Annotated in this window: 12 protein-coding genes; 2 read left to right on the forward strand and 10 right to left on the reverse strand. The window is 68.5% G+C overall.

Annotated elements, in window-relative coordinates; translation table 11 throughout:
• Positions 1 to 131: 131 nt before the first annotated feature.
• From ispF to OG966_RS18620, 3 genes are all read right to left on the reverse strand, one after another.
• Positions 132 to 617, reverse strand: coding sequence for a 2-C-methyl-D-erythritol 2,4-cyclodiphosphate synthase (ispF, locus tag OG966_RS18610; protein WP_326650823.1), 486 nt, complete (start codon positions 615 to 617; stop codon positions 132 to 134).
• Positions 607 to 1,353 carry a 2-C-methyl-D-erythritol 4-phosphate cytidylyltransferase gene (gene ispD / locus OG966_RS18615; protein ID WP_326650824.1) on the reverse strand — a complete coding sequence of 249 codons (747 nt, stop codon included), beginning with the start codon at positions 1,351 to 1,353 and terminating at the stop codon, positions 607 to 609. Before ispD ends, ispF begins: the two co-directional genes overlap by 11 nt.
• Positions 1,354 to 1,688: 335 nt before the next feature.
• Positions 1,689 to 2,171, reverse strand: a complete 483-nt coding sequence (locus tag OG966_RS18620; protein ID WP_003953493.1) for a CarD family transcriptional regulator — start codon at positions 2,169 to 2,171, stop codon at positions 1,689 to 1,691.
• Between the two features lie 674 nt (positions 2,172 to 2,845).
• Between OG966_RS18620 and OG966_RS18625 the strand changes: the two genes are divergently transcribed.
• Entirely contained in the window at positions 2,846 to 3,526 is a 681-nt protein-coding gene (locus OG966_RS18625) for a DUF461 domain-containing protein (RefSeq protein WP_326650825.1), read from the forward strand.
• 95 nt (positions 3,527 to 3,621) lie between these two features.
• Here OG966_RS18625 and OG966_RS18630 read toward each other — a convergent pair whose 3' ends face one another.
• A complete protein-coding gene (locus tag OG966_RS18630) occupies positions 3,622 to 4,302 on the reverse strand; it encodes a response regulator transcription factor (RefSeq protein WP_142217884.1) in 681 nt (226 codons plus the stop codon).
• Entirely contained in the window at positions 4,299 to 5,555 is a 1,257-nt protein-coding gene (locus OG966_RS18635) for a sensor histidine kinase (protein WP_326650826.1), read from the reverse strand. Before OG966_RS18635 ends, OG966_RS18630 begins: the two co-directional genes overlap by 4 nt.
• Before the next feature lie 196 nt (positions 5,556 to 5,751).
• Between OG966_RS18635 and phoU the strand changes: the two genes are divergently transcribed.
• Positions 5,752 to 6,429: a phosphate signaling complex protein PhoU gene (gene phoU / locus OG966_RS18640; protein ID WP_326650827.1), complete on the forward strand. Its 678-nt coding sequence runs from the start codon at positions 5,752 to 5,754 to the stop codon at positions 6,427 to 6,429.
• 442 nt (positions 6,430 to 6,871) lie between these two features.
• On the opposite strand, the gene OG966_RS18645 is transcribed toward phoU, so the two are convergent.
• The 5 genes from OG966_RS18645 to OG966_RS18665 form a co-directional block, all read right to left on the reverse strand.
• Positions 6,872 to 7,042: a CsbD family protein gene (locus tag OG966_RS18645; protein ID WP_326650828.1), complete on the reverse strand. Its 171-nt coding sequence runs from the start codon at positions 7,040 to 7,042 to the stop codon at positions 6,872 to 6,874.
• Positions 7,043 to 7,075: 33 nt separating this feature from the next.
• Positions 7,076 to 7,693 carry an HdeD family acid-resistance protein gene (locus tag OG966_RS18650; RefSeq protein WP_326650829.1) on the reverse strand — a complete coding sequence of 206 codons (618 nt, stop codon included), beginning with the start codon at positions 7,691 to 7,693 and terminating at the stop codon, positions 7,076 to 7,078.
• Between the two features lie 910 nt (positions 7,694 to 8,603).
• The gene (locus OG966_RS18655; protein WP_326650830.1) at positions 8,604 to 9,506 is read right to left on the reverse strand and encodes a hypothetical protein; all 903 of its coding nucleotides are present in this window, start codon (positions 9,504 to 9,506) and stop codon (positions 8,604 to 8,606) included.
• Positions 9,503 to 11,710, reverse strand: a complete 2,208-nt coding sequence (locus OG966_RS18660; protein WP_326650831.1) for a hypothetical protein — start codon at positions 11,708 to 11,710, stop codon at positions 9,503 to 9,505. The genes OG966_RS18655 and OG966_RS18660 overlap by 4 nt, the downstream gene beginning before the upstream one ends.
• Before the next feature lie 591 nt (positions 11,711 to 12,301).
• Positions 12,302 to 13,063 carry a phosphoglyceromutase gene (locus tag OG966_RS18665; protein ID WP_326650832.1) on the reverse strand — a complete coding sequence of 254 codons (762 nt, stop codon included), beginning with the start codon at positions 13,061 to 13,063 and terminating at the stop codon, positions 12,302 to 12,304.
• Between the last annotated feature and the right edge of the window lie 61 nt (positions 13,064 to 13,124).

Raw genomic sequence — 13,124 nt, forward strand, 5'->3', positions numbered from 1 at the left:
GTGCGCGGGACGCGTTTGTGACGTTGTCCGGCCCTGGGACGGCCCTGGGACAACGCGAATACGACACAACGCGAATACGACTCGGATACGCCGTGGGCGCGATGCGCGCCGGATCCCGGCTGTCCGGTGGGTCAGTTCCTGACGACCAGCGCGGTGGCGATGGCGGCCAGCCCTTCGGCCCGGCCCGTCAGACCCAGCCCGTCCGTTGTGGTCCCGGACAGGGAAACCGGCGCGCCGACCGCCGCGCCGAGTACCTTCTGGGCCTCCTCGCGCCGCTTGCCGATCTTCGGGCGTACGCCGATGACCTGGACGGAGACATTGCCGATCTCGAAGCCCGCGGCCCGTACGATCCGTGCCGCCTCGGCGAGCAGCGTGACTCCGGAGGCGCCGGACCACTCGGGCCTCGAGGTGCCGAAGTGGGCGCCGAGGTCGCCGACGCCGGCGGCCGAGAAGAGCGCGTCGCAGGCGGCGTGGGCGGCGACGTCGCCGTCGGAGTGCCCGGCGAGCCCGTCCTCGCCCTCCCACAGGAGTCCGGCGCACCACAACTCGCGCCCCGGCTCGAAGGCGTGCACGTCCGTGCCGATGCCGACCAGCGGAATCCGCGCCTCAGAAGCCATCGTTGGCCCTCCTCCGGGCAAGAACCGCTTCGGCCAGTACGAGGTCGAGTGGCCGGGTCACCTTGAACGCCTCCTCGTGGCCAGGTACCACCACGACGGGCACGCCGAGCTGCTCGACCATGCCGGCGTCGTCGGTCGCGCCCTCGCCGTTGACGGCGACCGTCTCGTGCGCTCGGACCAGCGTGTCGCGGTCGAAGCCCTGCGGGGTCTGTACGGCACGCAGCCGCGCCCGCTCGGGGGTCGCGACGACCGGCTCGGGTTCGCCCTTCTCCTTCGGCTCGACCTCTTTGACGGTGTCGGCGAGAGGCAGTGCCGGTACGACGGCCGGAGCCCCGTCCCGTACCGCCTCGATGACCGCGTCGACGGTGTCGACGGGCACGAGCGGGCGGGCCGCGTCATGGACGAGGACGACGGAGATGTTGTCCGGAAGTGCCTCGAGGCCGAGGCGTACGGATTCCTGCCGGGTGTCGCCGCCGGCCACCACCAGGAAGTCGGTGCGCTCGGGCAGGGCGTGCGCGTCGAGGAGGTTCTTCACCTCGGGCGCGCCGTCGGGCGGGGCCACCACGACGACGAGCGAGACGGCCCGGGAGGCCGCCATGGCGCGTACGGCGTGGATCAGCATGGGCGTGCCGCTCAGCGCGCGGAGCGCCTTGGGGGCGCCGGGGCCGAGCCGTACGCCCCGGCCGGCCGCCGGGATCACTGCGGCGGTGCGGTACGGGCGCGATTCGTCTGACATCGGTTGCACTCCGGCAGGTTTGTTTCCTTGGCCGACATGGGTATGGCCACAGCGTGCCGGGCGCGACGCCCTGACCGGACCCTTCCGTGACAACCGGTCTGCGCCGGCCGCCCGGGCCCGGCACACCCAGTGGTACGGCGCACCACTGGTTCAGCGCAATCGAGCTGTGAGCACAGCCACAGTGAGAGCACAGGCACAGTGTGAGCACAGCGGCAGTGAGCAGGCGCATTGAGCGGGGGTGTACGTGGCGCGACGGACATGCCGCAGCGCCCGGCGACAGGACTGTTTTCACAGCATGTCAGCGGGCACCGCGGCATTGTGGCGCGTGTTACGCGTCAGGACGCGAGGACCTCGTCGAGCAGAGCCTCGGCCTTGTCTTCGTTGGTGTTCTCCGCGAGGGCCAGCTCGCTCACCAGGATCTGGCGCGCCTTGGCGAGCATCCGCTTCTCACCTGCGGAAAGCCCACGCTCGCGCTCACGACGCCACAGGTCACGCACTACTTCGGCGACCTTGATGACATCGCCGGAGGCGAGCTTCTCGAGATTTGCCTTGTAGCGACGGGACCAGTTCGTCGGCTCTTCGGCATATGGTGCGCGCAGCACCTCGAAGACCCGGTCGAGCCCGTCCTGACCGACCACATCGCGCACGCCGACAAACTCCGCATTGTCCGCCGGCACGCGAACTGTCAGGTCGCCCTGGGCGACCTTGAGCACCAAGTAGGTCTTGTCCACGCCTTTGATCTGGCGAGTTTCGATGGCCTCGATCAGCGCGGCCCCGTGATGGGGATAGACCACGGTGTCGCCAACCTTGAACGTCATGTGACAGGTACCCCTTCCGTGGCTATCCAGAGTAACACGAGAACGGCTTCTACTGAATGGCGTTTTCGCAGGTCAGGGCATATCTCGGGGCTTGACAACAGCAACACGAACGTGCTGCGGACGCCTTCCGGAGGGGGGTATTCGCAGGTCGGAGCGGCTGCGCGGGCGGAGAGAAACGCGCACGTTACACGCAACAGAACCCCCTCTCCGGAGGACGAACGTCCCGGTTTGCCGGGTTCCAAGCGGTGAACTTCCCGTACTCCGTTCGGTGACCGGTCACCCGTACGGACGGATGTGCGTCGAATCCGGAATTGATCTACGAGGGGTATTCGGTAAGCAATCCGTGGCGGCCCGGAGAATTGATCAACGCGCTTATGTGAACGGCGTACGAAACGGCACGACCGGACCGTCTCCCGAGGTACCTCTCGAGATGCCCCTCAGGCCGCTTCCCGACCGGCCCTCGACCGCTCGTCGGGCGAAGGGGCGGGTCGGGTGCGGGGCGGGTGGGGCGGCTCGGTAACCTAAGCGCGAGCTGACACCCCCTTAGCCGATCTTCGAGCCGGTTCAACCGCCGGCTCGGCTGCCGGCTCGACTGTCGGCTCAAACCGCCGGTTCAACTGCCGGCTCACCGCCCGTCCGTAGCCAGTCCGTACGTCCTAGGAGATGCCGCCGCCGTGAGCCGCAGCCTTCGACGCGGCGCCCTCGCCGCTACTGCCATCGTGTTCTCGATCGCCTCGCTCTCCGCCTGCGCAGCGGGCACCGACGCGCAGACCCTCGGCGTCAAGCCGGACAATGCCGCCACGACGGTCGACAGCATCAAGATCCAGAACGCGACGGTGATCACCCAGCCGGACGTGAACGCGGTGGGCCCCGCGGTCGTCTCCGCGACGGTCTTCAACAACAGCACCACGCCGCAGACCATCGAGGCGATCACGCTGCCCGGCACGAGCGCCCAGGTGAAGCTCTTCCCGGCCAAGGGCTCCGGCCCGGTCACGGTGCCGGCCAACGGCTCGGTCGTCATCGGCGGAGCGGGCAATCCGTCCGCCGTGATCGCGGACGGCCGCGAGGCCGCCGAGGCCGGTAACGTGCAGGAGGTCGTCTTCCGCTTCAGCGAGACCGGCGACGTGAAGATGCAGGCCTTTGTCGTCCCGGCGGAGGGCTACTTCACGGGCTTCGGCCCGAGCTCCCTGCCTAAGCCGCCGGAGACGCCTGTGGAGAAGCCCTCCGGAACCCCCTCGTCGACGCCGTCGGGCACTCCTTCGGGAGGAGCCACGGGCGCACCGGGCAACGGCCGGTCCGGCGAGCCCGGCACGCCGTCGGACTCCTCCTCGGCGTCGAGCGAAGCCGGTCACTGACGGCCACGCCGGAAGCCGTAACAGCCGTAGGAACACGAGGGGCGCCCCGCCGGAAAGGATTCCGGCGGGGCGCCCCTCGTCGTACCGCTGCCGGTTTACGGCTCGAACTTGTACCCCAGGCCACGCACCGTCACCAGGTACCGCGGCGCACCGGGGTCCGGCTCGATCTTGGCGCGCAGGCGCTTGACGTGGACGTCGAGGGTCTTCGTGTCGCCCACGTAGTCCGCACCCCACACGCGGTCGATCAGCTGCATACGGGTGAGCACCCGGCCCGCGTTGCGCAGCAGCATCTCCAGCAGGTCGAACTCCTTCAGCGGGAGATCCACCTTGCCGCCCGAGACCGTGACGACGTGACGGTCCACGTCCATCCGCACCGGGCCGGCCTCCAGGGCTGCCGGGGTGACCTCCTCCGGTTCACCGCGGCGGCGCAGGACCGCGCGGATGCGGGCGACCAGCTCCCGCGAGGAGAAGGGCTTGGTGACGTAGTCATCGGCTCCTATCTCCAGGCCGACGACCTTGTCGATCTCGCTGTCCTTGGCGGTCACCATGATCACCGGGACGTTCGAACGGCCGCGCAGCTGTCGGCAGACCTCGGTGCCCGGCAGGCCGGGCAGCATCAGGTCGAGGAGGACGAGGTCGGCGCCATTGCGCTCGAATTCGTCGAGCCCCTCGGGCCCCGTGGTCGCGATGGCGACCTCGAAGCCCTCTTTTCTGAGCATGTAGGAGAGGGCGTCGCTGAATGATTCCTCATCCTCGACGACAAGCACTCGGGTCACGGAAGGACCTCCGGGGCAGGGATTTCGGCATTCGGATCGGTGTCGTAAGGCCGGTCGTCGTCCTCGTCGACGCGATCCGGTCCGGTGAGTGAGCGGTCCCGTACGGCACCCGCTTCGGGCAGCCGCAGGGTGAACGTGGAGCCCTGTCCCTCGGAGCTCCACACCGTGACCTCCCCGCCGTGCGAGGCGGCCACGTGCTTGACGATGGCCAGACCCAGACCCGTGCCTCCGGTGGCCCGGGAGCGGGCGGGGTCGACGCGGTAGAAGCGTTCGAAGACCCGCTCGCGGTCCTTCTCGGAGATGCCGATGCCCTGGTCGGTGACGGCGATCTCGATGAGATCCCCGCCGGGCGCGGCGACGCGGCGCGCGGATACGCCGACGCGGGTGCGGGCCGGGGAGTAGTTGACCGCGTTCTCGACGAGATTGCCGAGTGCGGCGGCGAGCTGGCCGCGGTTGCCCCAGATTCGCAGGTCGGCGGTGCCGCCCGCGGCCATGGTGATCTGTTTGGTGGATGCCGGCTGCCGGGACCTGTCGATGGCCTCGGCGACCAGTTCGTCCACACGTACGGGTTCGGCGTCCTCCAGCGGGTTGTCGTTCTGGACCCGGGAGAGGTCGATGAGTTCCTGTACGAGGTTGGTGAGCCGGGTCGCCTCGATCTGCATGCGGCCGGCGAAGCGGGTGACCGCCTCGGGGTCGTCCGAGGCGTCCATTACCGCCTCGGAGAGCAGGGAGAGCGCGCCGACCGGGGTCTTGAGCTCATGGCTGACGTTCGCGACGAAGTCGCGCCGTACCGCTTCGATACGGCGGGCCTCGGTGAGGTCCTCGACCAGGAGCAGGACGAGGCGGGAGCCGAGGGGAGCCACCCGGGCGGAGACGGCGAGGGCCTCGCCGCGGCCGGTGCCGCGCCGGGGCAGGTCCAGTTCGACCTGGCGTATCTCGCCGTCGCGGCGGGTGTCGCGGGCCATGTGCAGCATCGGCTCGACGGCGAGCTTTCCGCCGCGGACCAGACCGAGGGCGTACGCCGCGGAGCTGGCCTTGACGACGGAGTCGCTCTCGTCGAGGACGACCGCGGAGGAGCGGAGCACGGACAGCACCGTGTCGACGCCGGGCGGCAGCACGGCGTCGGTGTGCAGGGAGGTGCGGGTGGGTCTCTTCTGTTCGCGTTCGCTCCAGCGGAACGCCAGCATCGCGATGACACCGGTGCACAACCCGGCGATCGCTGCAGCTGCGGCGACCGCCGCGTTCACGTCCATGCCTCCAGGTTATGCGTGGTCGTGGAGATGCTCCCAGCCAAACGGGTGGCACCTCGAACAGTCGTCGCCCAGAGTTCACCAAGGGGATAGTGCCGGTTCACTTGGGGTGGAGGAGCCGGACTCGTACCGGACAGAACGTGGGAGCGTGGGGGTCCGAGCCCACCCGGACCCCGGTCATCAAGAGAGGGACACACCCATGCGGGACGCGTACCACGAGGAACTGGACTCGATCGGCGAGGGCCTGGTCGAGATGGCCAGACTGGTCGGGTCGGCGATCGGGCGCGCCACCACGGCCATGCTCGACTCCGATCTCAAGCTCGCCGAGAGTGTGATCGCCGGCGACCAGAAGGTCGACGATCTGCAGCACGACCTGGAGGCACGGGCCATCGCCCTGCTGGCGCGCCAGCAGCCGGTCGCGACAGATCTGCGGATCGTGGTGACCTCGCTGCGGATGAGCGCGGACCTGGAGCGCTCGGGCGACCTCGCCCAGCATGTGGCCAAGCTGGCCCGGCTCCGCTTCCCCGACACGGCGGTGCCGCACGACCTGCACGCCACCATCCTGGAGATGGGGCAGCTGGCGCAGCGGCTGATGGCCAAAGCCGCGGAGGTGATCATCACCAAGGACGTCGACCTGGCACTGCAGCTGGAGACGGACGACGACGAGATGGATCTGCTGCACCGGACGCTCTTCCAGCACTTGATGGACGACCGCTGGAAGCACGGCATCGAGACGGCGGTGGATGTGACGCTGCTCGGCCGCTACTACGAGCGCTTCGCGGACCACGCGGTGTCGGTGGCGAAGCGGGTCGTGTACCTGGTCACGGGCGAGCACGCGGACGAGCTCCAGCCGCCGACGCAGGTCGAGGGCGTCTAGCGGAGGTGCCCTGGCCGGGGGCGCCCGCGTGTACAAGGGGCCGTGGTGTGCCTCCGCGCGCTGTTGATGCGCCCGTCGCAGCGGGCATGCAATGGGCAGAGGCGACCATCAGGTACGCCCATGAGGAGGGACCCATGGCCGAATCCACCATGACCGACTCTCAGCAGGAAACGCCTGTTGAAGTGGTGTTTCTGCCCGTCCTCGGTGCCTGCGGCTGCGGCTCGGGCTGCGGCTGCGGCTGCCAGTCGGGTGGGCCGTGCCAGTGCGGTGGCTGCAGCGGATAGCCGACCCCCGGTACGCACGCGCGTACGCGGAAAGGGCCCCGTCCACGAAGGACGGGGCCCTTTCCGCGTACTCGGCACTACTCCTTCTGTCCGGGGAGGGCTGACCGGCTGGAACCCGGGTGGCGGATCTGGAACTCCGGGTGGCGGATGCAGCGCCGTCAGTGCCTGAGGGTCTTCTTCGTCCTCTCCACAGCCAACTGGATCTTGCCCTTCACCTTCTGGGCACGACCTGCGGCCCGCATGCGCCTGTCGCCCGTGACATGCCCAACGGACTCTTTGATCTGGCCCTTCATCCGCGTCGCCGTGGCCTTCGCCTCTACCTTGTTCATGGTCGGTACCTCCTGTGACGAGCGATTGCCGAACTACACCGTGGGCCGCCGCGCGGGCTCAAGCCGCTTCGCTGCGGATCGGAGCGCGAGCGCCACAGCGACCTCGCCCAGGCTCATGAGGACCAGCCACAGCCCGAGCAGTCTGGCCAGAGCGGTAGCGGATTCCACCGGGAAAGCAAGCACCACAATGCCCGCCACGATCCCGAGGATGGCCACGGCGAACGTCAACCCCCGATGCGGCATATCGCGTGCGCCGCCGACGATGAAGGCCGCCAGCAGCCCCGACACCAGCCAGTAGGCACCGACCACGAGCGACAGCACCGCGGTGGTCTGCAGCGGGTGCCGCAGGCACAGCACACCGGCCAGGATGGCCACCACCGCCACCAGCACCGCTGCCACCCTGCCGCCGCCCTCGCTGTCCCGCGAGAAGGCCGTCACGAAGCGGAACGCGCCCGAGATGAGCAGGTACAGGCCGATGATGACCGCCAGAATGTGCAAGGTCTCGTCCGGCCAGACGAGCACGATGATCCCTGCCGCCAGGGTCACCAGAGCGACACCGAGCAACCACGTCCATGCGCCGCCCACATCGGCCAACACGTCACTGGGGTCGGCCGACCCGTGCGTCGTCGCGGAATCGGATGGTGTGTTCACGAGACCCTCCCGTTTCGCGGGGTCGGGAGCCCGGTGTACCGGCCTTGAGGTGGTGGGGCGGCTCAGAGCAGGAACCGCTCCGGATGAGCGGGAAGATGCATACGCCGCCCCACGCGAAGATCCACATCATGGAAGGAGCGCGTCTTCGTTGTCCGCTTGCACAAAAGCGCTCTCCCACCATCGTCGCGCGGTTTCGGCGCCGAAGCCATCCAAGCCCGCCCACCTGGTGCCGAGCAGTCGGGACCGCGCAGGAAGGCCATCGGTCGGGCACTCAGGTCGCAAGAGCCGCCGCACTGAGGGCCCGCAGACGGCCCTGAGAGGGTGCCCCGTGCTGCTATCGCCGGGAGCTCCCGCGCGGGGATGAAAAGCAGTAAGGACGCCTCCGGGCGGGCGTTCGTCGGGCGCCCACTCGCCGTCTCCCGTCCGGCCGCCGGCCGGATTCCCGGATCGGGCTACTGGCTACTGGCTACTGGCTACTGGCTACTGGCTACTGGCAACCTTGCCACTAGCCAGTAGAGGGGCTCCCCAGCCGGTATCAGGCCCTGAGGAAGGCCCCTCGCCTCGCCACTAGGCACTAGCCGGTAGCCAGTAGCCCCGACGGGCGGCTCCGTCCTGACATCTGACAGTCAGGCGGTCCTCACACCCAACCCCCTAGGCACACGCGGTGTCACGCTCCCTGACACCGCGCTCCGACACCTCTGACACCCGCCCCTACACCGCAGCCCATACGTGCCTCAGGACGGCAATCCAGGGCGGGGGACTACACGGTGAGGCCGGAGCCGGTCTGCCGATGCTCATGGCCACGTCACGGCACAAAACAGCCCGTGAACCTCCGCCGCCGGGGTACTCCCCGACCTCGATCAGCGGGGACTTCACGAGCGGCTTGAGCAGCACCACCCGGGGGCTGCTTTCACCCGATCGTTTCCAGGTTGGCCGCATAGATGCGCTCGCCCACGAGGTCCTCACGGAGGCGGCACTCCGCGAGCGCCCGTTCGGTGAAACGCCGGGCCTCAGGAAGGGCGTCGAGCCGGAAGTGGTTCAGGCCGAGCAAGCCGTAGATCTTGCCCAGGTAGCGCTTGCCGGCCTTCTCGTCGGCCTCCGCCCCGTCGGACTCGTCGAGCAGCTCACACAGCACGTCGTTGCTTGCCACGTACCGTCTGGTGTCGCTGAGGTCCTGTGCGTACGAGATGCGCTCCCGGTATCGCATCAGTTGCCGGCCGAGGGGAGTACCGAGCCGGATCTCCTGTGCCGCGTACACGGCTTCGAAGTTCTCAGCGTAGATCCACTGGCCTTCCCGGTCGCCGGTCTCGATGCAGCATTGGAGGGCCCGCTCGGTGTACCGAACGGCTTCCGGAATCGCGTCAAGACGCACCGAGTTGGCGCCGAGCATGCCGTAGGCCTTGGCCCGCAGGTCGTCCACGGACGGGCCCTGCCAGCCGTCTATCCCGGCCAGCAGCTCATGTAGTACCGCTGAGCTGGCGGCGAACTCACCGTCCTCGTGTTGCTGCTGAGCCCTGCGCATCAGGTACCTCAACTTGCTGAGCGGATGGGCCGTTCCCTGTGGAGCGAGCCTCTCCATCGGCTGCGGATATCCGAGGATCTGCATGACCTCGGCGACCGTGACCAAGACCTGGCCCCAGGGGGCAACCAGCCGCTGGTCCGTTCGACACTCCTCCGGCACCCTGGCCCACTCGTCGAACTGCTCGACAATGGCACCGGCGTAGGTCCGACACAGCTCGACGAGCAGGCGCTCCTCACCACGGACGGCGGCGGCGAACACGTCGTCGCGGAGGGTCATCCGGTCGCCGTTCACCGGCGTGCTCCGCTGGTCGCCCAGCGCAACTCTTCCAGCAGTTGGTCCCGGAAGAGTCCTCCGCGCCACGCAGCGGACCGGGCCTGCCGTGCCGCCACCCGGACTACGGCATCGGCGTCGCCGTTCTTTCCGCCGTCCGTCGGAGCGAAGCGCATGACATTGTCCTCCGGTACGTCGATCGTCAGTGTCACGAACGGCATCCGCGCCGCACGGAGCGCGGTGAGCAGCCCCCTCACCACCTGGCACTGCAGAAAGCGGACGTCACTGGCGACCAGCACCCACAACGGCGCGTCCACGTGGGCGGTGCGCAGCGTTCCCTCCGCGAAGTGCCCGACCGGTGCCACATCAGTGGCCAGCCAGGTCAGTGATCCGACCGGCACCCCCACCGCGTGCTTCAGCTCGTCCTTGCGGGACACGATCCAGTTGGCAAGGAGCACCGCTTCGCCCTCGCACGCTCCGACGACCGCCACGTGGCAGGAGCTGCGCCACCGCCTCCGTTCCAGGACGACATGCGACTCGGTCGTGAGTGGCTCTGCGGCAGGAATCCAGTCCACCGACGTTGCGCTTGCCCAGTCCAGCGTCGTGGTCTGCGTCGGCTGCGGCTCGCCCACCAACCGCTCGGTGGTGGTGGGCAGGACGATCGTGCGCCCGTGCTGGACGACGGGAAGCGGAAACGTGCCGGTGACCACCTCGCTGCCGTCGATGTGGATCTTCCTCGGGGCGCCCAGCCGACACAGCCCCTGGTAGATGGCCGGCAGGTCGGCCTCGTCGGTCGCCGCCAGCTCCAGTCTCCGCATACAGTCTGCCGGTGTCTGGACCCGGAACACCTCAGTGTCCAGCACCGCACGCCACACGACATGCGGCCGGTCCTCCAGGAGCATGCTCAGGTGATGTTCCGTTCGGCCATTCACCACGGTCGGGCGGTCGGCTCCCACCAACACGTCGAAGTTCTGCAGCGCGTCGGCCGTCAGCACTTCGAGCGTGCACCACGCCCTGCTCAGATAGTCGTCCGCGTCATCGAGCAGAACGGCGGTCCTGCCCAGTGCCTGGAGCAGACCGAAGTGCCCCATCGCGAACTCGAACTCCTCCTGTTCCTCAGCGGTGCGCGGAGGTTGAGGGACGCAGCTGTAGTCGTACCAGACGTGGACACGAGCGAGCAGGCCTCCGAGCAGAGGGCGGTCGCCGACCAGCTCGCGCAGGCGGGCAAGGCCAATGTCTGAACGAGCCATCCGGACGCCGTTGTCCGCGGTGACCTCCTGGAGCGGCAGTACCTCTTCGTACACGTCACCCAGGGCGGAGGGATCCAGTGCCTTGCGCAGAACGTTGACGAGGAGGGACTCGGCGAGGTCGGATCCCGCGGCTCCGACGGCGCCGCTGACGATCTGGCTGTACTTCCTCGGTGTGTGCAGGCCGCGTTCTCTCGCCACATAGACCGCCTCGCACATGGCCGAGACCAGCTGCCAGGCCGCCAACCGGGCCTGGAGGCCGTCGGGGTCCGGTGCGGTCGGCGTGAGCCAGCGGTGCGAGAGGAAGAGGTAGTAATGGCCGGGCAGGGTTTCCGAGACCAGTGACGCCCGCCACTGCTGGCACCGCACGAAATGGCCGGCGCCGATCAGGGCGGGCAGTGGTAGCCAGTTCGGTCGCCGGCCGTCGGCGAGGTCGTACCGCGCGTACTGGCTCAGCAGCTGGGGCAGCTCACGGTCCTGCGCGCCGTCCAGGAACATCCTCGGCGGTGCGCTCAACGGAAACGACCACACGATGCCGTCCTCCGGCTCGCCGTGCTCGGCCTTCTGCACCATGTTGAACAGGTTCTCGCTGGTCTCGTGGGCCCACCGCCCGTCCGGCACGCTCAACGGGCGGTGTCTCAGTTTCGGCTGCTGCTCCAACAGCGTCTCGAGCAGCTCGGGCGTGCGCCACCGCTGCTGCCGCTGGGCGTCCGCCCGCGCCTGGGCGAAACTCTTGAACGGTACCTGTCCCTGGAACGGCGTCACGCTCAGCGAACGGAAGCCGATGTCGTCGTAGGACAGCGACCCCGCGCTCCTGGCGTACTTCAGGGCCCTCGCCGCGGCCTCATGAGGCGCGTCCTCCAGGTACCTCGCGATCAGTTCCGGCCGGTCCGCGAACTGCTCGGCTGGGACGTCCTGCCAGGCTGCGATGTCGATGTCGCGCAGCCGGTCGTGCACCAAGGCCTCGATGTGCCTCAAGCCCGCCTCCCGTAGGTGGTCAAGTCGCACCCCCTCAACTTCTCCGGACCTACCTCGCCCGGAGTGAAGAGATGCCCAACTACTCGCGCACATAGGCTAGGTGAGAAGCGATGCCTGAGCTCTCCCCAGCGGACCAGGCTTGCGTGCGGCGGCGGCCACCACCCTGAGGCCGCGACGGTGCCTCAGGCACCGCCCGCTGGAACAACTCCCACAACTCGTCCGGCACCAGCCGCTCAACGATCCCCACCACGACCGACTGCCTACGGAGGCAACCAAATGAGATGACGTCTAATGCCACCCCGCCTGGAATGCCGTCCTGAGGGCCTTCCAAGGAGCAGACGGCCGCGACGGGCAAGCGCCGCCTGGCTGCTCCGGGCCGTGAGGGCATCCGGACGGCTTTTCAGTGGGGGCAGACGGCCGTGCGCACCCGCACCCTGCCCCCACCTGAAAAGCCGTCCTAGGCCCGTCCTAGAGAGTTGAGGGAAAACAGCGTCCGCAGCGTCCGCGCGCTGAGGGCCCACAGTGGGCCCAGAACAAACGACAGCCCCTGATCTGCATCATATGTGCAGGTCAGGGGCATGATCGCCATTCCTACTTCTTCTTGCCCTGATTCTTGACCGCCTCGATCGCGGCCGCGGCTGCGTCCGGGTCGAGGTAGGTGCCGCCCGGCTTGAGCGGGTGGAAATCGGCGTCGAGCTCGTAGTAGAGCGGGATGCCGGTCGGGATGTTGAGGCCCGTGATGTCGGCGTCGGAGATGCCGTCGAGGTGCTTGACCAGGCCGCGCAGGCTGTTGCCGTGGGCGGCGACCAGGACCGTACGGCCGGTCAGCAGGTCCGGGATGATGCCGTCGTACCAGTACGGCAGCATGCGCTCGACGACGTCCTTGAGGCACTCGGTCCGCGGCCGCAGCTCGCTCGGGATCGTGGCGTAGCGCGGGTCGCCGCTCTGCGAGAACTCCGTGCCGTCCTCGAGGGCCGGCGGCGGGGTGTCGTACGAGCGGCGCCAGAGCATGAACTGCTCCTCGCCGAACTCGGCCAGCGTCTGCGCCTTGTCCTTGCCCTGCAGCGCGCCGTAGTGACGCTCGTTCAGCCGCCAGGAGCGGTGGACCGGGATCCAGTGGCGGTCCGCGGACTCCAGCGCGAGCTGCGCGGTGCGGATGGCGCGCTTCTGGAGGGAGGTGTGGAGTACGTCGGGGAGCAGGCCGGCGTCCTTGATCAGCTCACCGCCGCGGACTGCCTCCTTCTCGCCCTTCTCCGTCAGATTGACGTCCACCCAGCCGGTGAACAGGTTCTTCGCGTTCCATTCGCTCTCGCCGTGGCGGAGGAGGATCAGCTTGTACGGTGCGTCGGCCATGTGTCCGAGCCTAATAGACGTCTCCCCCGTGCTGCTCCGCTGCCCGCGGAGCGGACTCGAT

It is taken from the genome of Streptomyces sp. NBC_01750 (genome assembly GCF_035918095.1).
In the GTDB taxonomy this organism is placed as follows: Bacteria; Actinomycetota; Actinomycetes; order Streptomycetales; family Streptomycetaceae; genus Streptomyces.

Coding starts and splice junctions, on each gene's coding strand:
- ispF (WP_326650823.1), bottom strand. CDS start 617: ATGGCTTCTGAGGCGCGGATTCCGCTGGTCGGCATCGGCACGGACGTG.
- ispD (WP_326650824.1), bottom strand. CDS start 1,353: ATGTCAGACGAATCGCGCCCGTACCGCACCGCCGCAGTGATCCCGGCG.
- OG966_RS18620 (WP_003953493.1), bottom strand. CDS start 2,171: ATGACGTTCAAGGTTGGCGACACCGTGGTCTATCCCCATCACGGGGCC.
- OG966_RS18635 (WP_326650826.1), bottom strand. CDS start 5,555: ATGGACGTGAACGCGGCGGTCGCCGCAGCTGCAGCGATCGCCGGGTTG.
- phoU (WP_326650827.1), top strand. CDS start 5,752: ATGCGGGACGCGTACCACGAGGAACTGGACTCGATCGGCGAGGGCCTG.
- OG966_RS18645 (WP_326650828.1), bottom strand. CDS start 7,042: ATGAACAAGGTAGAGGCGAAGGCCACGGCGACGCGGATGAAGGGCCAG.
- OG966_RS18665 (WP_326650832.1), bottom strand. CDS start 13,063: ATGGCCGACGCACCGTACAAGCTGATCCTCCTCCGCCACGGCGAGAGC.